Consider the following 18,411-nt stretch of genomic DNA (forward strand, 5'->3'; position numbering starts at 1 on the left):
CTCCCGTTCACTCGTTCAGGTTCATTTCAAGCTAGCCGATCGGCTAGGGGCCTACAAGCCGATCGGCAAGTGTGTGACTAGCCGCACGGCTAGTACTCGTTTGGCCGGGCGGCCACGCTTGACGTAATCTCCGACGGCTGAACGAGGAGGGAACATGGACGTCGTCCACGTGGAGGACACCCGCACGCGACTATTGGGCACGGCGTTGCGGCTGTTCACCGAACATGGCGTGGAAGGCACCTCGCTGCAGATGATCGCGGACGCCCTCGGCGTCACCAAGGCCGCCGTCTACTACCACTTCAAGACGAAGGCGGAGATCACCGAATCCGTCGCCGAACCCGTGCTGCGTGAGCTCGAAGGCATCGTCGACGACGCCCGCGCCCAGCGCACCCGTGGCGCGCAGATCGACCACCTGCTCGACGGTTTCGTCGATCTCGTGGTGCGGCACCGCGCGCTGGTCGCCCTGTTCTCCAGCGACCCCGGTATCGCCCGCGCGATCGAAAAATCCGTCCACCGCTCGGAAAGCTTCAAGAACCGGCTGCTGGAGATCCTCGCCGGCCCGGAGCCGGACGCGCTGGGGATGGTCACCGCGCAGGTGCTCCTCGCCGGTATCGCCCTCGCCGGCGGCTCGCCCGAGGTCGCTTCGCTCGACGACGAGACGCTGCGTGAAACGCTCCTGGTCGTCGGCCGCAAGCTCTACAACCGCCCGCGCCGCCGTTCGTGACCGATGTGTTCAAGACAGGTGCCGCGATCCGCGCGACCCTGTCGGCATGAACATCGATCTGAACGCGGCGGCCACGTTCATGGCCACCCAGGCCCGGCTGCTCGACAGGCGGCGCTTCGACGTCCTCTTCCGCGACGGTGATCCGGCGGCGGCGCTCGCCGCGCTGGAGGCGTACCGCAATCCCGACGGGGGCTACGGCCACGGGCTCGAACCCGACTGCCGCTCGGCGACAAGCCAGCCCGCCGGTGCGCTGCACGCCTTCGAGGTCTTCGCCGACGTCGGCAAGTCGACAAGTCCGCGTGCGGCCGAACTCTGCGACTGGCTCGCCTCGATCTCCCTGCCCGACGGCGGAATCCCGTTCGCGCTGCCGATGCCGGATCCCGTCGGCAGCGCGCCGTTCTGGGCGAGCGCGGATCCGACGGTCTCCTCGCTGCAGATCACCGCGATCGTCGCGGTGACCGCGCACCGCGTCGCGGCGCACGACCCCGCGGTCGCCGCGCATCCCTGGCTGGCGAAGGCCACGGGCTACTGCCTGGAGGAGATCGAGAAGCTCGACGAGGCACCGCACGCGCTCGTGCTCGCCTTCGCGATGAAGCTGGTGGACGCCCTGGGCGACACGCGTCTGGTCGAGAAGCTCGGCCGGTTCGTCCCGGACGACGGCGTGGTCGCCGTCGGCGGCGGGATCGAAGGCGAGGCCATGCGCCCGCTCGACTTCGCGCCGGAACCCGGCGGCCCGGCACGGAAGCTCTTCCGGCCCGAGGTCATCGAAGCGGATCTGCGCAGGGTGGCGGGCGGGCAGCACGACGACGGCGGCTGGCGCGTCGACTACACGAGCTATTCGCCGGCCGCCGCGCTGGAGTGGAACGGGATGTTCACCGTGGGCACGCTGGGGCTCCTGCGGGCCAACGGCCTGGTCTAGGCCGCGAGTACGACCCGGTACGAGGCCGACCCGCCCGCACCGTCAGGAACCACCTGGATCACGAAGCCCATCGAACAGACTTACCGGACACGGCCTAGGGGAGACGGCGCAGGAATTCCGGCGGAACGGCGGCGGTGAGCCAGACGCCGTTCGCGCTCACCTGGAATTCGTGCCCGGCGGCGGTCATCTCCCTGGCGTCCACGGCGAGCAGCACCGGGACGCCGCGCCGCGCCCCGACCGTCCGCGCGGTGTCCACGGTCGCCGAAAGGTGGACGGCGTGCCGCTTCATCGGCCGGAGCCCTTCGTGCAGGATCGCGTCGAGGAACCGGGAGACCGTGCCGTGGTAGAGCACGTCCGGCGGGATCGCGGCGGGCAGGGCGAGGTCGACGTCGACGCTGTGGCCCTGGCTGGCGCGGATCCGCAGGCCGGAATCGTCGAAGGCGAAGCGCCGCTTGTCGTTGCCCTCGACCACTTCGTCGAGTTCGGCGCGGGTGAGCGGCAAACCGTTGCGGCGCAAGGCCGCCAGGAGTGTGTCGACGTCGACCCAGCCGTCAGGGGTGAGGGTGACGCCGATGTCGCCGGGTGCGTGGCGCAGATGCCGGGAGAGTCGTTTCGAGACCCGGATGAGGTGTTTCTTGTCCATTTCGAGTCACAGTGACGCACGTCCGGCACCCGCGTGGCAACGGAATTCAGATGCCACCCTCGGACGCCGGGCGCAGTTTCCCGGCGCCGGGGCCGAAGCGGGACATCTGGTCGTCGGCGTTGTAGAGCCCGCAACTGCGCAGGGAGAGGCAACCGCAGCCGACACATCCGGTCAGCCTGTCGCGCAGGCGCTGCAACGCGTCGATCCGCGCGTCGAGCTCGTCCTGCCAGCCCCGCGACAGCCGGGCCCAGTCGGCCTTGGTGGGGGCGTGGTCCTTGGGCAGGGTCTCCAGTGCCGAGCTGATGTCGTCCAGGCTGAGCCCGACCCGCTGCGCGGCGCGGATGAAGGCGATCCGGCGCAGTACCGAACGCGAGTACCGGCGCTGATTGCCCGCCGAACGCTCGGAACTGATCAGCCCCTTGTCCTCGTAGAAACGCAAAGCCGTGTGGGGCACGCCGCTGCGGTCGGCGACCTGCCCGATGCTCAGGTGTTCAGCCAGTCTCGTCACGTCGCCAGGCTAGCCTTGACTTCGACCTAAGTCGAGGTTGCAACCTCGGTTCATGACCACCGACACCAAGACCGGCTACGAGGATCTGCCGAGGCTGATCTCGTTGATGACCGGCGACGAGAAGCATCAGGCCGCCGCGGAGTCCACAGTGGACGTCCTGTGGGTGCTCTACGACCGTGTGCTCGACATCACCCCGGAGAACGTCCGTGCCCCGGGCCGCGACCGCTTTCTGCTGTCGAAGGGCCACGGCCCGATGGCCTACTACGCGGTGCTGGCGAAGAAGGGCTTCATCCACGAGGAGGAACTCGCCGACTGGACCTCGGCCGAGTCCCGGCTCGGTCACCATCCCGACCGGGCGAGGCTGCCCGTGGCCGAGATCTCCAGCGGTTCGCTCGGGCACGGTCTCCCGCTGGCCATCGGTACCGTGTTCGGCCTGCGCGCCAAGGGATTCCGTGAGGCCAAGGTCGTCACCCTCATCGGCGACGCGGAGCTCGACGAAGGCTCCAACCAGGAGGCCATCGCGGTCGCCGGCCGGATCGGCATGCCGCAGCTGACCGCGGTCGTCATCGACAACTCCTCGGCCACCCACGGCTGGCCCGGCGGGATCGCGCGCCGGTTCGAGGTCGAAGGCTGGACGACCCGCACCGTCGACGGCCGCGATCACGACGCGCTCCACGAAGCCTTCACCACACCGCATCCGGACCGGCCGCTCGCCGTGGTCGCGACCGTCGAGCGAAAGGGCTGAACCCGTGAACATGCGTGAAACGTTCCTCGAAGCCGCCGCCGACGCGCTCGACACCGACCCGAACGTCGCCGTCGTGCTCGCCGACATCTCCGCGGCACAACTCGCCTTCGCCGCGCGGAAACATCCCGACCGGGTGCTCAACGTCGGCATCCGCGAACAACTGATGATGAGCACCGCGGGCGGCCTCGCGCTGGCCGGGATGCGCCCGATCGTCCACACCTTCTCGTCTTTCCTCGTGGAGCGGGCTTTCGAGCAGGTCAAACTCGACCTCGGGCACCAGGATGTCGGGGCCGTGCTGGTGTCCTCGGGCGCGTCCTACGACATGCCGACCGCCGGGCGGACCCACCAGGCGCCCGGCGACGTCGCCCTCATCGACACGCTGCCGGGCTGGACCGTGCACGTGCCGGGGCATCCCGAAGAGGCACGACGGCTGCTGCTCGAGTCCATCCCGGGCGACGGGCGCGTCTACCTCCGGCTTTCCGCGCAGGAGAACGCGAAAGCGCATCTGGGCGCGGGCCTGCAGACGCTGCGCGAAGGTGGGCGAGGGGTCGTGGTGGCCGTCGGGCCGATGCTCGACCGGACGCTGGAGGCGACCGCCGACCTCGACGTGACCGTGCTCTACACCTCGACCGTCCGGCCGTTCGACGCCGCCGGGCTGCGCGCGGCCGTCGACGCCGCCGGGACCACCGACGTCGTGCTGATCGAGCCGTACCTCGCGGGGACGTCGGCGCACGCGGTGACGGGCGCGTTGTCCGAAACGCCGCTCCGGCTGCTCTCCCTCGGCGTCCGGCGCGACGCGGAAGTACGGATCTACGGCGAAATGGCCGACCACGACCTCGCACACGGCCTCGACGCCGGCTCGATCGCCTTGTCCGTCAAGGAATTCCTCCGCTAGCGTCACCAGGATGACGAAGATCCGCCCGCTCGCGCTCGGGGTCATCCGGCGTGGTGAAGACCTTCTCGTGTTCGAAGGCCGTGATCACACCAAAGGGGTGACCTACCACCGCCCGCTCGGCGGCGGGATCGAGTTCGGGGAGACCGCCGCCGAGGCGCTGCACCGCGAATTCCAGGAGGAACTCGCGGCGGAACTGACCTCGGTCGAGCAGATCGCCGTACTGGAGAACGTGTACACCTACGAAGGCAGGCCGGGGCACGAGATCGTGTTCCTGTTCACCGCGGACCTGACGGACAAGGCGTTCTACGAGCGCGACGAGGTCGGCGTGGTGCTCGACGAAGGCGCGCGCGTGCACTGGCTGCCGATGGCCGACGTGGCCAGCGGCAAGGCGATCCTGTACCCGGACGGACTCGCCGACCTCCTTTCAGCGCAGCGCTGACCGCGCGGTCGGCGTCAGTTCCCGCTGTTCCCAAGGACGTTCGAGGCGGCTCGCGAGTTCGGCGCCTGTCCGGGCGAGGAGTTCGCGGTGTTCGTCCGCGGCCTTCGCGAACCAGACGAACACCCGCTCGTCCTCCCGCACGGGCAGCCGGGGGAAGGTGTTCTCCGCGGGCTCGGTTTCGAAGTGGCCAAACGTCTCCACGCCGGATTCCCGCAGGGCGGGCGCCACGTTCTCCGCGAAGTGCTCGGAGAACTCCTTGACGGGACCGATCGGATGGCACACCGTCACCAGCACCCGGGAATCCCCGGCGCCGCCGGGAGCGGGGAACCCCGGCCCGGACGGGCGCAGCAGGAGGACGTCGGAGGCGTCGATCATCGTCTCGTTCGCCGCGGGCCCGTGCGCTCGCCACACGGGCCCGTAGTAGAACGATTCGAGTGCGGCCCGCCTGGACTCCATGTCCCGGAAACCGCGCAGCCACACGAACCTGTCCGGCTCGGCCGGCTCGCGGAAGAGGCCGAACAAGCGCATGCCGCAGGCTTCCTGGCTCTCCACGAACTCGCGCTCGAAGAGCTCGATCAGCTCGTCCCGGCGGCCGGTGTGCAGCGTGTACCGGCGCAGCTCGACGACGGACTGGAACTCGGGGGAATCGGTCATGCGCGGACCCTAGAGGTCCGCACCGACAGTTTCCGGCGCTCAGCCGAGCAGGAAGTCGCGGATCTGCCCGGCGACGGGTTCCGGGGCCATCCAGAAAGCGCTGTGGTCGTGGTCTTCCAGGGTCAGCACGGTGACGTTCGGCAGGATCGCGGCCAGTGCCTCGGCGCCGGTGCGCATGAACGCCTCGCCGTTGCCGCCGACGGCGACGGCGATCGGCGCGTCGATGCTCCAGCGGTCGGTGGGCAACGGCGTGCCGTCCTGGAGACCGCGCCAGATCCGGCCGTCGTAGGCGTAGGTGTGGGCGTACGCCGTCGTCTTCTCCCAGGACGGGTCCTGCGTGATCATCGGGAGGTATTCGGCGGGGACGCCGACCACCTCGCGCATGAAGTACTCGCCCGCCTCGCTGCGCTTGCCCGCCGCGACGAGCGCTTCCATGTGCTCGACGGAATCGGCGGGAACCGGCGGCCGGGAGCCGTCGACGATGAAGGGGGGCTCGTACAGGTAGAGGCCGCTGACCTTCTCGCCCAGCGCGCTGGCCGCGTCCAGGACGATCCCGCATCCGCCGGATCCGGCGGTCAAGGCCGCGGAGCCGCCGAGGACGTCGATCAGCGCCGAGATGTCCTCGATCTCGCGCGCCGGATCGTAGGGCTGCGGGTCGCCGCTGGCGCCACGGCCACGGCGATCGAAGGTGAGCACGGTGAAGTCCTTGGCCAGCGCCGTGACCAGGCCTTCGACGGAGGTGTGGTCCTCCGCGACGTTGCTGACCACGATGATCGCGGGACCGGAGCCGGTCTTCTCGTAGGCGATCGTGGTGCCGTCGGCCGAGGTGATGGTGTCCATGGTCGGTTCTCCTCAGGTGAAGTCGTTCGGGGTGTCCAGTACGCCGCCGAGGCGTTCGAGCGCCTCGGCGTAGCCGTCCGCCATGTGCTGTTCGACAGCGCGCCGCAGCGCCGCGCCGTCGGAGAAGGCCGCGCTGACCTCGACGGTGCAGCCGATGCCCGCGGCGGCGAAGGTGACCTTGGTGGGGAAGGTGCCGGTGCCGTCGGGCCGCCACGCCTCGTTGGCGAACGCGTCCTCGTAGGCCAGTTCGGCACACGGCTCGACCACGGTGTAAGTGGCGACGCTGCGTACCGCGGCCGCCGAGCCGTCCTCCGGCGCGATCTGGAACCGCCAGCGGCCGCCGGGTCGCACGTCCATCTCGTAGACGGTGGCCGCCCAGCCGTGCGGGCCCCACCATCGCCGGATCGCCTCGGCGTCGGTCCACGCCCACCACGCACGGTCGACGCCCGCGGCGTAGGTGCGGCTGATGTGGACGGTGTTGTTCGCCCTGTCGATCTCGATGCCGTCGGGCACGGCCGGCCTCCTCACGGGTTCGGTTCGAACGGGCGGTCGTCGTCGAGAAGTGAGCCGAGACGATCCATCCGTCCGGCCCACAGCGTCGCGAAACCTCGCACCCAGTCGCTGATCAGCTGCATCGTTTCGGGGTGCAACCGGTAGATCCGCTGCTGTGCCCGCTTGGTCGCCTCGACCACGCCTGCCTCCGCGAGCAGCCTCAGGTGCCGGGACACCTGCGGCTGACCGAGGCCGAGCGCGTCGACGATGGCGCCGACCGGCTGCGGTCCCTCTTTGAGCAGCTCGACGATCCGGAACCGGTTCGGCTCCGAGATCGCCGCCAGCCGCTGCTGCACGGTAGCGGTCATGACAGCCAACATATACGAGCCTATATATACACGCAAGCAGATATACGACGGCAGGCGTCGTCCCTCGATCGGCGTTCCGGAAAACTCAGCGGAAGGCGGCGAGCCCGGTGACCGACTGCCCGAGCGAGAGCGCGTGCATCTCTTCGGTGCCTTCGTAGGTCAGCACGGTTTCCAGGTTCGACATATGCCGCATCACCGGGTACTCCAGCGAGATCCCGTTGGCGCCGAGCATGGCGCGCGCGGTCCTCGCGACCTCCAGCGCGGAGCGGACGTTGGCGAGCTTGCCGAAGCTGACGTGGTTGTGGTGCAGCGTTCCGGCGTCCTTGAGCCGTCCGATCCGCAGCGCGACCAGCCCGGCGCGGTTGACCTCGACGACGAGATCGGCGAGTTTGCGCTGGGTGAGCTGGAACCCGGCCAGCGGTTTGCCGAACTGTTCCCGGCTCAGCGTGTACTCCAGCGCGGATTCGTAGCAGGAGCGAGCGGCGCCGACGACGCCGAACAGGATCCCGTAGCGCGCCTCGTTCAGGCAGGACAGCGGTCCGCGCAGGCCCCTGACCTCGGGGAATACCGCCGAATCCGGCAGGCGGACGCCGTCGAGCACGAGTTCCGCGGTCAGCGAGGCTCGCAGCGACAGCTTGTGCTTGACCTCGTTCGCGGTGAAACCCGGCGTGTTCGTGGGGACTACGAAACCGCGCACACCTTCGTCGGTCTGCGCCCAGACGACCGCGACGTCGGCGACGGTCCCGTTGGTGATCCACATCTTCGTACCGCTCAGCACCCAGTCCGAGCCGTCGCGCACCGCGCGGGTCCGCATGCTGCCGGGGTCGCTGCCGGCGTCGGGCTCGGTCAGGCCGAAGCAGCCGAGCGCCTCACCGGCGGCCATCCGGGGCAGCCACTCCTGCTTCTGCTCCTCGGTGCCCCATTTGTGGATCGCGTACATCGCCAGCGAACCCTGCACCGAGACGAAGCTGCGCAACCCGGAGTCGACGGCCTCCAGTTCCCGGCAGGCGATGCCGTAGGCGACGGCGCTGGTCCCGGCGCAGCCGTAACCCTCCAGGTGCATGCCGAGCAGCCCGAGCTGCCCGAATCCCTTGGCGAGCTCGGTGGCGGGCAGCGCGCCCGTCTCGTACCACTCGGCCACGTTCGGCAGGAGCTGGTCCTGGGCGTAGGAGCGCACGGCGTCCCGCATGGCCCGGTCCTCGGCGGTGAGCTCGGCGTCGAGATCGAGGAAGTCGCGCGGATCCGGGCTGCTGCTCATGCGGTCACTCCTGGTCGGCTCGGTGGGTCGTCTTCCCATGAAGAAAACCACACACGCGACCGGAGTCGAGTGTCAGCGATTCCGCCATCCGGTGGTCTTCGTCACCTGAACCGATGCCGTGGCCGTCCGGGCGGGGGCGGAGCGCCGCTTCTGCGCCGGGATCAGCAGCTCCGCGAAGGTAGGGAAAGGCACGCTCTCGATGTCGTCCCGCCAGGCGCTGAGCAGGCGGGTCAGTTCGTCGGCGTCCTGCATCGTTCCTCCAAAAGTGCAGGCGGTCCTGCGCCGGCCTTTCACTCGGAGTCGCTATTACCCAGAAGAGTGAAGGTCGAAACGGGGAATCCGGGGAAAATCCGGTCCGCTAGCCTGGAGAGCGTGGCTACTCCTCGCGTGGTGATCCTGGACTACGGGTCCGGCAACCTCCGCTCCGCCGAACGCGCCGTCCAGCGCGCCGGCGCCGACGTCGAGGTCACCGCCGACCCGCATGCCGCGCTCGAGGCCGACGGCCTGGTCGTCCCCGGTGTCGGCGCCTTCTCCGCCTGCATGGAGGGGCTGCGGTCGGTGTCGGGGGAGAAGATCATCGGCAAGCGTCTCGCCGGCGGCCGTCCCGTGCTGGGCATCTGCGTCGGCATGCAGATCCTGTTCGAACGCGGGGTCGAGCACGGCGTGGAGGCCGAGGGCGCCGGGGAGTGGCCGGGCACGGTCGACCGGCTGGAGGCCGACGTCCTGCCCCACATGGGCTGGAACACCGTCCGCGCCCCGGAGGATTCACAGCTGTTCGCCGGGCTCGACGCGGACACGCGGTTCTACTTCGTGCACTCCTACGCCGCGCGGACCTGGGAACTGGACTCCGGCCTCGCCGGGCAGCAGCCCAAGGTGACCTGGGCCAACCACGGCCAGGACTTCGTCGCCGCCGTCGAGAACGGGCCGCTCTGGGCGACCCAGTTCCACCCCGAGAAGTCCGGGGACGCCGGGGCGCACCTGCTGCGCAACTGGCTGAACACCCTGTCTTAGAGTGGGCGCGTGACTTTCACGCTCCTTCCCGCCGTTGATGTGGCCGATGGCCAGGCCGTGCGACTCGTCCAGGGCGAGGCCGGCACCGAGACCTCCTATGGCAGCCCGCTGGAGGCGGCGCTCGCCTGGCAGCGCGACGGGGCGGAGTGGATCCATCTGGTGGACCTCGACGCCGCGTTCGGCAAGGGTTCCAACCGCGAGCTGCTCGCGGACGTCGTGGCCAAGCTCGACGTCCAGGTGGAGCTGTCCGGTGGCATCCGCGACGACGCCTCGCTGGAGGCCGCGCTGGCCACGGGCGCCCGCCGCGTCAACCTCGGCACCGCGGCGCTGGAGGACCCGGAGTGGACCGCGAAGGTCGTCTCCTCCTACGGCGACCGCGTCGCCATCGGGCTGGACGTGCGGATCACCGAGGCCGGGCACCGGCTGTCCGCCCGCGGCTGGACGCAGGACGGCGGTGACCTCTGGGAGGTCCTCGACCGGCTCGACCGCGACGGCGCGCAGCGCTACGTCGTCACCGACGTGAGCAAGGACGGCACCCTCCAGGGGCCGAACATCGACCTGCTCCGCGAGGTCGCCGCCCGCACCGACGCGCCGGTCATCGCCTCCGGCGGTGTGTCCAGTGTGGACGATCTCCGCGCGCTGGCCGCGCTGGCCCGCGACGGTGTCGAAGGCTCCATCGTCGGCAAGGCGCTCTACGCCGGCGCGTTCACCCTGCCCGAGGCGCTCGCGGCCGTCGCGGAGTTCTGAGCTTTACCTCCCGGGTAATCGACGCCACGCGCCGGCTCGGTCAGGATTCCTTCCAGGACAACGAAACCTGGAGGACACCATGACCGCCTACGGACTCGCCCACCTTCGCCCCGCCGCCGTGCTGGCCGAAGAGGTCTTCGAGTACATGGAACGGATCCAGGCCACGCTCGACCCCTTCGGCGGCAGGTTCCTCGTGCACGGAGCCGGGGTCCACGTCGTCGAGGGGGAGTGGCCGGGGGCGCTCGTGCTCATCGAGTTCCCGAGCCTGGACGCCGCGCGGGAGTGGTACGACTCGCCCGCGTACCAGGAGATCCTGCCGCTGCGGGCCGACCACATCCCCGGCGATTTGATCCTGGTCGAGGGATGCGGGCCGGACCACGACTCGGCGGCGCTGGCGGCCGGGCTGCGGGCGCTGCAGGCGGCCTGAGTGAGCCGGTGCCGGCCGAGGGGTGCCGCGAAAGCCACTTTCGCAGCGTCAGTGGGGGCAGGCGGTTCGGCAGCCGGTGGCACGTCGCGAAAGCCACTTTCGCGACGTCTGATGTCCCGAAAGTGGCTTTCGCGACATGAGCATCTGCCCCCCGGGTCACTCCGCCAGCTTGACGGCGATCCCCACCGTCCGGTCCTTCGGCCCACGCAGCCTGCTGAAGAACATCGTGACCCGCCCGGTGATCCCGTACTTCCGCGCGATCACCTTGCGCACCCGTTCGGTCTCGTCGAGATCCAGCAGCCGCGCCTCGCCCGCGACGACGTCACCATGGGTCTTGGCGCCGCGGAAGTCGCAGGCCTGGACCTCGACGCGGCCGCTGTTGCGGATGCGCTTGACCTTGCCGGCCTTCCGCTCGGACCAGAGCACCAGCTCGCCGCCGTCGCCCGCCGCCCAGACCGGCGTCGGCACCGGGGTGCCGTTCTTGCGGAAGGTGGTCAGGACGACGTACTTCTCGGCGGCGATCCGCTCGAACTCCGATCCCATGTGGAAAGTCTAGGGCGTCCGGCGACGCAGTGTCGCCGCGCCGAGCACCAGCGCGGCCAGGGCGCAGGCCCCGACGATGAGCAGGTTCCGGATGAGGGTCGCGTCCACGGTGCCCGACGTGGTCACCCGTGTGAGCGCTTCGACCGCGTATGAAAGCGGCATCACGTTCGAAAGCCAGTTCAGGAGCCAGCCCATTTCGCCGCGCGGGACGAACAGCCCGCACAGCAGGATCTGCGGCAGCACGAACAGCGGCATGAACTGCACCGCCTGGAACTCCGTCCGCGCGAACGCGCTCACGAACAGGCCGAGCGCCATCCCGAGGAGGGCGTCGAGGACGGCGATGAGCAGCAGCATCCCGATCGACCCCGCGATGTCGAGGCCGAGCCAGGCGAGCGAGACCCCGGCGGCGACGCCGACCTGCACGATCGCGATCGAACCGAACGCGATCGCGTAACCGAAGAGCAGGTCCATCCGGCCGATCGGCAGGGTCATCAGCCGTTCCAGGGTCGCCGTGGTGCGCTCGCGCAGCGTGGTGATCGAGGTGATCAGGAACATGATCAGGAACGGGAAGACGCCGAGCAGTGCCGGGGCGACCCGGCTGAACACCGCTTCGGAGTTGAAGACGAAGCGCAGCAGCACCATCAGCAGCGACGGGACGACGATCAGCATCGCGACGGTGCGCGGATCGTGCCGCAACTGAAGAAGGATGCGGCGGGCGGTGGCGAGCGTCAGCGTGGGGTTCACGAGGTCATCTCCGTCTCGCGGACGAGCCGCAGGAACGCCTGCTCCAGATCGGTCGTCCCGGTGCGTTCGCGCAGCCCGGCCGGGGTGTCGTCGGCGAGGATCCGGCCTTCGCGCATGAGCAGCAGCCGGTCGCAGCGCGCGGCCTCGTCCATGACGTGACTGGACACGAGCAGCGTCGCGCCGCCGTCGGCGAGGCCGCGGAACAGCGCCCAGAGTTCGTCGCGGAGCACGGGATCGAGGCCGACCGTCGGTTCGTCGAGGACGAGCAGTTCGGGCTTCCCGAGCAGTGCGACGGCGAGGTTGGCGCGGTTGTGCTGGCCGCCCGACAGGGAGCCGACCAGTTTGCCCGCGTGGTCGGTGAGCCCGACTTCGGCGATCACTCTGTCCACATCGGACATCGGCGCGCGAAGGACGGACGCGAAGTAGCGCAAGGCTTCCGTGATGGTGAGGTCGGCGTAGATGGCCGGGTTCTGGGTGGCGTAGCCGATCAGCCGACGCAGCGGCGGGCTGCCCGCGGGATGGCCGAGCACGGTGACCTCGCCCGCGGCGACGATCTGCACGCCGACGATCGAGCGCATCAGCGTCGTCTTGCCGCAGCCGCTCGGCCCGAGCAGACCGGTGATGAGGCCGCGCGGCGTCCGGAACGCGATGTCCTTGACGACCTCGCGACCGCCGCGGACGACCCTCAGTCCCGTCACGGAGATCGCTGAATTAGCCATGTGTTTAATTCTGCGCCCGTTGAGAAGCGTGAGTCAAGGGGTGCGGGTTTCAGGACAGCCGGACGGCGATGCCCGGGTAGTCGCGGACCAGCAGGTGCCGGTCGTAACGCAGTACGCAGGAGAAGTCGAAGACCGGTGCCGCGTAGGCGAAATCGCGGTCACCGATCCGCTCGTAGCGCTGCTCGAGCCGCTCCACGGCGAGGTCGCCCGCCCGGACGTACACGGCGGGCGCTTCGGCGGCGGCGCCCGGCGCCAGGCCGAGCCGGTGCACCGGTAGCGTGTTCGTCATCGACGACGATTCGAGATCCACGTCGAAACAGCCGTCGAGCCGCGGATCCGCGACTCCGTCCACTCGCCAGCGGCCGTCGCCGCCGGATTCGAGGACCGTGCGCCGGGCCCCGTTCGCCGACCGGCCGGAGAGCTCCGCCGACCTCGTATGCCAGGTGGCGTCGACGGTGATCGCGTACTCGACGAACCAGGATTCGCCGTCCTCGACCGCCGTCGTGGCCCCGCTGATCCGCCAGCCGCCTTCGTGTTGCTCGAAGTACGCGACCTCGACGCCGGTCCTCGCGTCCCGATGCAGCCAGCTCGCCGTCGCGGGAAGGTTCACGGGACCAGGACGAGCTTGCCCCGGACGTGGCCCGCTTCGCTCTCGTCCTGGGCCGCGGCCGCCTCGTCGAGCGGGTACACCCGGGCGATCGGCAGGTCGAGCTTGCCTTCGGCGGCGAGCGCGGCACCTTCGGCCAGCGAGCCGGGGACCTGCTCGGCGGGGGAGCCCGACGTGAAGCGGACGCCGTGGTCGGCCGCGTCCGGCGCGGCGATGGTGATGACCCGCTTCGGGCCGCCGGTCAGCTCGACGAGGGTGGCGAGCGAGCCGCGTCCGGAGGCGTCGAAGGAGGCGTCGATGCCCTGGGGAGCGACGCCGCGTACGCGCTCGGCGAGCCCTTCGCCGTACTGCACCGGGACGGCACCCAGTGAGCGAAGGTAGTCGTGGTTCGCTTCGCTCGCGGTGCCCACGACGGTGAGCCCGCGGGCGACGGCGAGCTGGACGGCGATGGTGCCGACTCCACCCGCCGCACCGTCGATGAGCAGCGTCTCGCCCTTCTGCAGATCCAGGAGGTTGAGTGCGCGATAGGCGGTGTTGACGACCGCCGGCAGCGCCGCGGCCAGCTCCCAGGACAGTGCCTCGGGCTTGCGGACCAACTTCGCGGGATCCGCGAGGACGTACTCCGCGTACCCACCGATACCGGACCCCAAGACCTCGTCACCGGCGGCGAACTCGGAAACCCCCTCGCCCACCGCGTCGATCACGCCCGAAATGTCACCGCCGGGGACGGCGGGGAACCTCGCGGGATACACCTCCGCCATCAGGCCGGAGCGGATCTTCCAGTCGATCGGGTTCACCCCCGCGGCCCGGACGGCGACCCTCACCTGGCCGGGACCCGGCACGGGAAGCTCGCGTTCGAGGACGCGCAGGACCCCGGAGTCGCCGTACTCGGTGAACGCGATGGAGCGGTAGGTGTCCGTCATGCCGTCGACAACCGCCGCCCGCCCGCCACTATTCCGGCGGTTTCCCGAACCAGCTGTAGTCGCCGGGGACGATCTGCAGGCCCTCGGCGATGTCGAGCAGCGTCGCCCGGTCCCGCTTTCCCGACACGGTGAGCCAGCGTCCGCCTTCGACCTGGACGGCGACCGTTTCGTCCAGCCGCTCGAGCCGCCCGTTCCGCGCGGGGAGGGCGAAACCGTCGAGGCCCCGGATCTTGAGCGGCACGGGCGCGGCGTCGCCGTCGTCCGGCCGTTCGCCGCCGAGCCTCGCCGTGACGACCGCCGGAGCGGTGGGCTGCCCGGCACGGGTGGCTTCGAGCTCGGTCCGGCCGCCGCCGACCGCCATGGGCAGGTTCACCGCGGACAGCGCCAGATCGGCGGGCAACCGGCCGAAGCGCAGTTCGCCCGACACCCGGGCGCGGCCGTCCCTGACCATCTCGTCCGCGATCCGCTGACCCACGCCGCGCGCGTCCCGCACGCCGTACAGGGTCAGGTTCAGCACGTACGCGTCGTCGGGTGACCACGTCAGCATCGTCGCGTCGCCGTAGACCTCCGAGACCATGCCGACCCGGCCGTGCACGATGATCTGGTTCGGGGCGGGCGCGATGGTCCACGGCCCGCGCCGTTCGTCCAGCGGAGTGGTGGTCAGCTGGACCTGGCCCGCCTCGCCGCCGTTCCACATCCTGGTCTGAGGCGCGGGATAGGGCTTCGCGGAGCGGCTCATCTCCGTGAAGCCGTCGGGCAGCCAGCCCGGTTTGTACGGCAGCACCGACCAGTCCGCGTCGCGCGGGGAAGCCGGCGTGACCGTGGTGTAGGCCCGCAGGCCCAGCGGCACGCCGAGCGCGATGATCGCGACCGCCGCCGCGACCAGGGCCAAGGCCATCTTCGGGCGGCTTCGCGACCGTTGGTTCAGCGCGTCGCGGATCTCGGCACCGTCGGGCGCCCGCGTCGCCAGGTGTTCGAGGCTCTCGCGGATCAGGTCCTCGGTGTGTTCTTCGCTCAGTCGGGTCATTTGCGGGCTCCCGTGGGCACGGACGGGGACGGTTCGGTTTCCCGCAGCGTCGCGAGCGCGCGCGAGATCTGGCTGCGCACGGTCGACGTCGCGCAGCGGAGTACCGCGCCGATCTCCTCGTCGGAGTAGTTCTCGTAGTAGCGGAGCACGATCGCGGCGCGTTGTTTGCGCGGGAGCTTCGCGAGCCGGTCCAGCATCGCGTCGCGTTCGCCGTACTCGATGGCGTGATCGGAGACCGGCGGGCTCATCAGGTCGAGCGCTTCCGGTGACGACGGCGTCACCCGGCGGACCGCCAGGCGCCTCCGCCACGAGAGGTACTCGTTGGTCACCATCCGGCGGACGTACGTCGGCGGATGGTCGATCTTCGGCCAGCGTTCCTGGGCACGCAGCAGCACCTCCTGGACGATGTCCTGCGCCAGGTACGGGTCGTCGGTCAGGACGGTCGCGTAGCGCAGGAGGCCGTCCAGGCGATCCGCGACGAACTCGTCGAAGGTCGCAGGCACGTGTGTCCCCTCAGCCGGTGGTCTCGCTCCAGTGACGCGCGAGACCACCGTCCTGATGCATCGGGAGCCGAACTTTTTCGGTCCCGGGGGTCAGGTAGTACTGCGCGACCGGGGCCAGCATCCCGACGATCTCCTCCTCCGAGGCGTTGACCAGCGGCGGGAGCCCGATGACGTAGCGCAGCAGCGCGAACCCGATCATCTGCGCGGCGATCCCGGCCACCCGCACCTTCGGCACGCCGCGCGCTTCGGCGACCCGCGCCAGCACCGCCCGCTCCAGGAACTGCCGCATCATGGTCGCGACCTGCTCGTTGGTGGTCGCGGACCGGATCATCGCCAGGAACGGCGCGCGGCCGTCCGGCGCCTGCCAGAGACCGAGGAACGCGCGGACGAGGCGCTCGCCGATCTCCGCTTCGGGGCCTTCGAGGATCCGGGGGACCAGCTCGCCCGGGTCCACCGGCAGGTTCATCGACGCGGCGAAGAGCCGTTGCTTGGTGCCGAAGAAATGGTGCAGCAGCGCCGCGTTGACCCCGGCGTCGGCCGCGATGGCGCGGACGGTCGCCCCGTCGTACCCCTGTTCGGCGAATCTGCGCCTCGCCGCTTCGAGGATCTCCTCCCGCGTCTCGGTCTGCCCCGGCCGCCGCCCCGCCTGTGCCATCCCGCGAGCTTAGAACGGCTCTTGACTACGCTTGTCCCCATGTCAGTCGCAGTCAGGGTCATCCCGTGTCTCGACGTCGACGCGGGCCGTGTGGTGAAGGGCGTCAACTTCGCCGACCTGCGCGACGCCGGCGACCCCGTCGAGCTCGCCCGCCTGTACGACGCCGAGGGCGCGGACGAGCTCACGTTCCTCGACGTCACGGCGTCCTCCGGGGACCGTGAGACCACCTTCGACGTCGTCCGCCGGACCGCGGAGCAGGTCTTCATCCCGCTCACCGTCGGCGGCGGCGTGCGGACGAACGACGACGTCAACCGGTTGCTGCGCACGGGCGCGGACAAGGTGAGCATCAACACCGCCGCCATCGCGCGGCCGGAGTTCCTGCGCGAGGCGTCCCGCCGGTTCGGCGCGCAGTGCGTCGTGCTGTCGGTGGACGCGCGCCGGGTCCCTGAGGGGACCGAGCCGACTCCGTCCGGTTTCGAGGTGACCACGCACGGCGGGCGCCGTGGCACCGGGATCGACGCCGTCGAGTGGGCCGCGCGCGGGGAGGAACTCGGCGTCGGCGAGATCCTGCTCAACTCGATGGACGCCGACGGCACCAAGAACGGCTTCGACCTCGAACTCCTGACCCAGGTGCGGGCGGCGGTCCGGGTCCCGGTGATCGCCAGCGGTGGCGCCGGCGCGCTGGAGCACTTCCTGCCCGCCGTCGAGGCGGGGGCGGACGCGGTGCTCGCGGCCAGCGTGTTCCACTTCGGGCAGTTGAAGATCGGCGAGGTCAAGAACGCGCTGCGCGCCGGGGGAGTCGTGGTCCGGTGATCCTGGCCAAATGGAAGGCCTCCACCGAGGTCAAGGTCGTCTGCGCGCTGCTGCTCGGCCTTCCCCTCGTCTACATCGCGATGGCCGTGATCCTCATGTTCGCGCCGTACTCCACCGCGAGGACGTTCCTGCTGCCGGGGACGTCGCTGGTCCTCGGCGGCCTGGTCGTGGCGGGGCTGGTGCTGAAGATGTCTTCGGCGCGGTTCGCCGGTTTCGTCGTCAGCTTCCTCTTCGGATTGCTGCACGCGCTTTCCCTGCTGGCGGCGGAACTCTTCTGGGTGAAGATCGTCTCCGGGCTGCTGTTCGCCGGGTACATCTACACGGCGGTCCTGCTCAACTCGATGCCGGTGAAACGGCACCTTCTCGGAGCCACGAATGACGCTTGACCCCGCCCTCTCGGATCGCTTGAAGCGCAACGCGGACGGGCTGATCGCCGCCGTCGTCGTCGAACACTCCACATCGGACGTGCTGATGATGGCGTGGATGAACGACGAGGCGCTCGAGCGCACCCTCACCACGCGGCGCGGCACCTACTATTCGCGCAGCCGCAAGGAACTGTGGGTCAAGGGCGAGACCTCCGGCCATGTCCAGCACGTGCGCGAGGTGCGGATCGACTGCGACGGCGATACCGTCCTCCTGCGCGTCGACCAGACCGGCCCGGCCTGTCACACCGGCACGCACACCTGCTTCGACACCGACGAACGGCTGTTGCTGGCCGACGAGAGCGAGAATCCGTGAATGTCGTCGCCAACGTCCTGGTCGGCATCGTCGCCCTGATCCACCTGTACATCGTCGTGCTCGAGATGTTCCTGTGGACCACACCGCGCGCCCGCGCCTCCTTCGGCACCACCGAGGAATTCGCGAAGGAGAGCTCCGCGCTCGCGGCGAATCAGGGGCTGTACAACGGTTTCCTCGCCGCCGCGTTGATCTGGGGCCTGATCGCGACCGGCAGCACCGCCTGGCAGTTCAAGATCTTCGGCCTCGCCTGCGTGATCGTGGCCGGGCTCTACGGGACGGCGACGGCGAGCAAGAAGATCTTCTTCGTGCAGGTGGTCCCCGGCACGCTGGCGCTGATCGCGGTGCTGCTCGCGGGCTGACGCGCCTGCTGACTTGCACGCTCGCTGAGCGCTCGCGGTTGCCCCGGAGCGAGATGCGACTCGTCGGCCGGAAAAGGCACTTCTCTCGATTAACCTCAGCGCATGAAACT

The 18,411-nt window shown here is 69.9% G+C and carries 28 protein-coding genes; 12 read left to right on the forward strand and 16 right to left on the reverse strand.

Going from position 1 to position 18,411, the window contains the following annotated elements:
• The first annotated feature begins 154 nt into the window (after positions 1–154).
• Positions 155–724, forward strand: coding sequence for a TetR/AcrR family transcriptional regulator (locus NQK81_RS38400; RefSeq protein ID WP_257485373.1), 570 nt, complete (start codon positions 155–157; stop codon positions 722–724).
• Positions 725–770: 46 nt separating this feature from the next.
• Positions 771–1,643, forward strand: coding sequence for a prenyltransferase/squalene oxidase repeat-containing protein (locus NQK81_RS38405; protein ID WP_257485374.1), 873 nt, complete (start codon positions 771–773; stop codon positions 1,641–1,643).
• A 94-nt stretch (positions 1,644–1,737) separates the two neighbouring features.
• Here NQK81_RS38405 and NQK81_RS38410 read toward each other — a convergent pair whose 3' ends face one another.
• Together NQK81_RS38410 and soxR are read right to left on the reverse strand one after the other, a co-directional pair.
• On the reverse strand, positions 1,738–2,286 hold the full coding sequence (locus tag NQK81_RS38410) for an RNA 2'-phosphotransferase (protein WP_257485375.1): 549 nt from the start codon (positions 2,284–2,286) through the stop codon (positions 1,738–1,740).
• A gap of 46 nt (positions 2,287–2,332) precedes the next feature.
• On the reverse strand, positions 2,333–2,794 hold the full coding sequence (gene soxR / locus NQK81_RS38415) for a redox-sensitive transcriptional activator SoxR (RefSeq protein WP_016335982.1): 462 nt from the start codon (positions 2,792–2,794) through the stop codon (positions 2,333–2,335).
• A gap of 52 nt (positions 2,795–2,846) precedes the next feature.
• On the opposite strand from soxR, the gene NQK81_RS38420 reads away from it, so the two are divergent.
• The 3 genes from NQK81_RS38420 to NQK81_RS38430 are packed head-to-tail and all read left to right on the forward strand — an operon-like array spanning position 2,847 to position 4,873.
• Complete coding sequence (locus NQK81_RS38420) at positions 2,847–3,539, forward strand: thiamine pyrophosphate-binding protein (RefSeq protein WP_126733729.1); 693 nt, start codon at positions 2,847–2,849, stop codon at positions 3,537–3,539.
• A gap of 4 nt (positions 3,540–3,543) precedes the next feature.
• Entirely contained in the window at positions 3,544–4,434 is an 891-nt protein-coding gene (locus NQK81_RS38425) for a transketolase family protein (protein ID WP_257485376.1), read from the forward strand.
• Positions 4,435–4,444: 10 nt separating this feature from the next.
• Positions 4,445–4,873 (forward strand): NUDIX hydrolase, encoded by a 429-nt coding sequence (locus NQK81_RS38430; RefSeq protein WP_257485377.1) that lies wholly within the window; start codon positions 4,445–4,447, stop codon positions 4,871–4,873.
• Here NQK81_RS38430 and NQK81_RS38435 read toward each other — a convergent pair.
• The 6 genes from NQK81_RS38435 to NQK81_RS38460 form a co-directional block, all read right to left on the reverse strand.
• On the reverse strand, positions 4,859–5,527 hold the full coding sequence (locus tag NQK81_RS38435) for an NIPSNAP family protein (protein WP_257485378.1): 669 nt from the start codon (positions 5,525–5,527) through the stop codon (positions 4,859–4,861). The genes NQK81_RS38430 and NQK81_RS38435 overlap by 15 nt on opposite strands.
• Positions 5,528–5,566: 39 nt before the next feature.
• Entirely contained in the window at positions 5,567–6,367 is an 801-nt protein-coding gene (locus NQK81_RS38440; protein WP_126733725.1) for an alpha/beta fold hydrolase, read from the reverse strand.
• Between the two features lie 12 nt (positions 6,368–6,379).
• Positions 6,380–6,880: an SRPBCC family protein gene (locus tag NQK81_RS38445; RefSeq protein WP_257485379.1), complete on the reverse strand. Its 501-nt coding sequence runs from the start codon at positions 6,878–6,880 to the stop codon at positions 6,380–6,382.
• 11 nt (positions 6,881–6,891) lie between these two features.
• Positions 6,892–7,227, reverse strand: a complete 336-nt coding sequence (locus NQK81_RS38450) for an ArsR/SmtB family transcription factor (RefSeq protein ID WP_257485380.1) — start codon at positions 7,225–7,227, stop codon at positions 6,892–6,894.
• An 85-nt stretch (positions 7,228–7,312) separates the two neighbouring features.
• Positions 7,313–8,485 (reverse strand): acyl-CoA dehydrogenase family protein, encoded by a 1,173-nt coding sequence (locus NQK81_RS38455; protein ID WP_257485381.1) that lies wholly within the window; start codon positions 8,483–8,485, stop codon positions 7,313–7,315.
• A 72-nt stretch (positions 8,486–8,557) separates the two neighbouring features.
• Complete coding sequence (locus NQK81_RS38460; RefSeq protein WP_126733721.1) at positions 8,558–8,737, reverse strand: hypothetical protein; 180 nt, start codon at positions 8,735–8,737, stop codon at positions 8,558–8,560.
• A 135-nt stretch (positions 8,738–8,872) separates the two neighbouring features.
• Here NQK81_RS38460 and hisH point away from each other — a divergent pair, with 135 nt between their 5' ends.
• The 3 genes from hisH to NQK81_RS38475 all read left to right on the forward strand — a co-directional run bounded on the left by hisH (position 8,873) and on the right by NQK81_RS38475 (position 10,670).
• Positions 8,873–9,496 (forward strand): imidazole glycerol phosphate synthase subunit HisH, encoded by a 624-nt coding sequence (gene hisH, locus NQK81_RS38465; RefSeq protein WP_126733829.1) that lies wholly within the window; start codon positions 8,873–8,875, stop codon positions 9,494–9,496.
• Positions 9,497–9,505: 9 nt separating this feature from the next.
• Positions 9,506–10,243, forward strand: coding sequence for a bifunctional 1-(5-phosphoribosyl)-5-((5-phosphoribosylamino)methylideneamino)imidazole-4-carboxamide isomerase/phosphoribosylanthranilate isomerase PriA (gene priA / locus NQK81_RS38470; protein ID WP_007029948.1), 738 nt, complete (start codon positions 9,506–9,508; stop codon positions 10,241–10,243).
• Between the two features lie 79 nt (positions 10,244–10,322).
• Complete coding sequence (locus NQK81_RS38475; protein ID WP_257485382.1) at positions 10,323–10,670, forward strand: DUF1330 domain-containing protein; 348 nt, start codon at positions 10,323–10,325, stop codon at positions 10,668–10,670.
• Positions 10,671–10,826: 156 nt separating this feature from the next.
• On the opposite strand, the gene NQK81_RS38480 is transcribed toward NQK81_RS38475, so the two are convergent.
• From NQK81_RS38480 to NQK81_RS38515, 8 genes are read right to left on the reverse strand one after another with little or no spacing between them, the layout of a single operon-like run.
• Positions 10,827–11,213: a PPOX class F420-dependent oxidoreductase gene (locus NQK81_RS38480; RefSeq protein WP_126733719.1), complete on the reverse strand. Its 387-nt coding sequence runs from the start codon at positions 11,211–11,213 to the stop codon at positions 10,827–10,829.
• Between the two features lie 9 nt (positions 11,214–11,222).
• Positions 11,223–11,957 (reverse strand): ABC transporter permease, encoded by a 735-nt coding sequence (locus NQK81_RS38485; protein WP_257485383.1) that lies wholly within the window; start codon positions 11,955–11,957, stop codon positions 11,223–11,225.
• Positions 11,954–12,676 (reverse strand): ABC transporter ATP-binding protein, encoded by a 723-nt coding sequence (locus NQK81_RS38490; RefSeq protein WP_257485384.1) that lies wholly within the window; start codon positions 12,674–12,676, stop codon positions 11,954–11,956. The genes NQK81_RS38485 and NQK81_RS38490 overlap by 4 nt, the downstream gene beginning before the upstream one ends.
• A 49-nt stretch (positions 12,677–12,725) precedes the next feature.
• Positions 12,726–13,286: a putative glycolipid-binding domain-containing protein gene (locus NQK81_RS38495; protein ID WP_257485385.1), complete on the reverse strand. Its 561-nt coding sequence runs from the start codon at positions 13,284–13,286 to the stop codon at positions 12,726–12,728.
• Entirely contained in the window at positions 13,283–14,206 is a 924-nt protein-coding gene (locus NQK81_RS38500; protein ID WP_257485386.1) for an NADP-dependent oxidoreductase, read from the reverse strand. The genes NQK81_RS38495 and NQK81_RS38500 overlap by 4 nt, the downstream gene beginning before the upstream one ends.
• 28 nt (positions 14,207–14,234) lie before the next feature.
• Positions 14,235–15,233, reverse strand: a complete 999-nt coding sequence (locus NQK81_RS38505; RefSeq protein ID WP_257485387.1) for a hypothetical protein — start codon at positions 15,231–15,233, stop codon at positions 14,235–14,237.
• A complete protein-coding gene (locus NQK81_RS38510; protein WP_126733713.1) occupies positions 15,230–15,736 on the reverse strand; it encodes a SigE family RNA polymerase sigma factor in 507 nt (168 codons plus the stop codon). The genes NQK81_RS38505 and NQK81_RS38510 overlap by 4 nt, the downstream gene beginning before the upstream one ends.
• Before the next feature lie 10 nt (positions 15,737–15,746).
• Positions 15,747–16,391: a TetR/AcrR family transcriptional regulator gene (locus tag NQK81_RS38515; RefSeq protein ID WP_257485388.1), complete on the reverse strand. Its 645-nt coding sequence runs from the start codon at positions 16,389–16,391 to the stop codon at positions 15,747–15,749.
• Positions 16,392–16,430: 39 nt separating this feature from the next.
• Between NQK81_RS38515 and hisF the strand changes: the two genes are divergently transcribed.
• Genes hisF through NQK81_RS38535 form a run of 4 tightly spaced genes read left to right on the forward strand, consistent with a single transcriptional unit; the run spans position 16,431 to position 18,301 of the window.
• Entirely contained in the window at positions 16,431–17,204 is a 774-nt protein-coding gene (gene hisF, locus NQK81_RS38520; protein ID WP_257485389.1) for an imidazole glycerol phosphate synthase subunit HisF, read from the forward strand.
• Positions 17,201–17,590, forward strand: a complete 390-nt coding sequence (locus NQK81_RS38525) for a hypothetical protein (RefSeq protein ID WP_126733712.1) — start codon at positions 17,201–17,203, stop codon at positions 17,588–17,590. Before hisF ends, NQK81_RS38525 begins: the two co-directional genes overlap by 4 nt.
• Positions 17,580–17,942, forward strand: a complete 363-nt coding sequence (hisI, locus tag NQK81_RS38530) for a phosphoribosyl-AMP cyclohydrolase (protein ID WP_126733711.1) — start codon at positions 17,580–17,582, stop codon at positions 17,940–17,942. Before NQK81_RS38525 ends, hisI begins: the two co-directional genes overlap by 11 nt.
• Positions 17,939–18,301: a DUF1304 domain-containing protein gene (locus NQK81_RS38535; RefSeq protein ID WP_126733710.1), complete on the forward strand. Its 363-nt coding sequence runs from the start codon at positions 17,939–17,941 to the stop codon at positions 18,299–18,301. Before hisI ends, NQK81_RS38535 begins: the two co-directional genes overlap by 4 nt.
• The last annotated feature ends 110 nt before the right edge of the window (positions 18,302–18,411 follow it).

The organism is Amycolatopsis roodepoortensis (genome assembly GCF_024628825.1).
Classification (GTDB): Bacteria; Actinomycetota; Actinomycetes; order Mycobacteriales; family Pseudonocardiaceae; genus Amycolatopsis; species Amycolatopsis roodepoortensis.

Coding starts and splice junctions, on each gene's coding strand:
- NQK81_RS38505 (WP_257485387.1), bottom strand. CDS start 15,233: ATGACCCGACTGAGCGAAGAACACACCGAGGACCTGATCCGCGAGAGC.
- NQK81_RS38475 (WP_257485382.1), top strand. CDS start 10,323: ATGACCGCCTACGGACTCGCCCACCTTCGCCCCGCCGCCGTGCTGGCC.
- NQK81_RS38405 (WP_257485374.1), top strand. CDS start 771: ATGAACATCGATCTGAACGCGGCGGCCACGTTCATGGCCACCCAGGCC.
- NQK81_RS38500 (WP_257485386.1), bottom strand. CDS start 14,206: ATGACGGACACCTACCGCTCCATCGCGTTCACCGAGTACGGCGACTCC.
- NQK81_RS38460 (WP_126733721.1), bottom strand. CDS start 8,737: ATGCAGGACGCCGACGAACTGACCCGCCTGCTCAGCGCCTGGCGGGAC.
- hisI (WP_126733711.1), top strand. CDS start 17,580: ATGACGCTTGACCCCGCCCTCTCGGATCGCTTGAAGCGCAACGCGGAC.
- NQK81_RS38490 (WP_257485384.1), bottom strand. CDS start 12,676: ATGGCTAATTCAGCGATCTCCGTGACGGGACTGAGGGTCGTCCGCGGC.
- NQK81_RS38435 (WP_257485378.1), bottom strand. CDS start 5,527: ATGACCGATTCCCCCGAGTTCCAGTCCGTCGTCGAGCTGCGCCGGTAC.
- NQK81_RS38420 (WP_126733729.1), top strand. CDS start 2,847: ATGACCACCGACACCAAGACCGGCTACGAGGATCTGCCGAGGCTGATC.
- NQK81_RS38480 (WP_126733719.1), bottom strand. CDS start 11,213: ATGGGATCGGAGTTCGAGCGGATCGCCGCCGAGAAGTACGTCGTCCTG.
- NQK81_RS38400 (WP_257485373.1), top strand. CDS start 155: ATGGACGTCGTCCACGTGGAGGACACCCGCACGCGACTATTGGGCACG.
- NQK81_RS38455 (WP_257485381.1), bottom strand. CDS start 8,485: ATGAGCAGCAGCCCGGATCCGCGCGACTTCCTCGATCTCGACGCCGAG.
- hisF (WP_257485389.1), top strand. CDS start 16,431: ATGTCAGTCGCAGTCAGGGTCATCCCGTGTCTCGACGTCGACGCGGGC.
- NQK81_RS38515 (WP_257485388.1), bottom strand. CDS start 16,391: ATGGCACAGGCGGGGCGGCGGCCGGGGCAGACCGAGACGCGGGAGGAG.
- NQK81_RS38410 (WP_257485375.1), bottom strand. CDS start 2,286: ATGGACAAGAAACACCTCATCCGGGTCTCGAAACGACTCTCCCGGCAT.
- NQK81_RS38440 (WP_126733725.1), bottom strand. CDS start 6,367: ATGGACACCATCACCTCGGCCGACGGCACCACGATCGCCTACGAGAAG.
- NQK81_RS38430 (WP_257485377.1), top strand. CDS start 4,445: ATGACGAAGATCCGCCCGCTCGCGCTCGGGGTCATCCGGCGTGGTGAA.
- NQK81_RS38450 (WP_257485380.1), bottom strand. CDS start 7,227: ATGACCGCTACCGTGCAGCAGCGGCTGGCGGCGATCTCGGAGCCGAAC.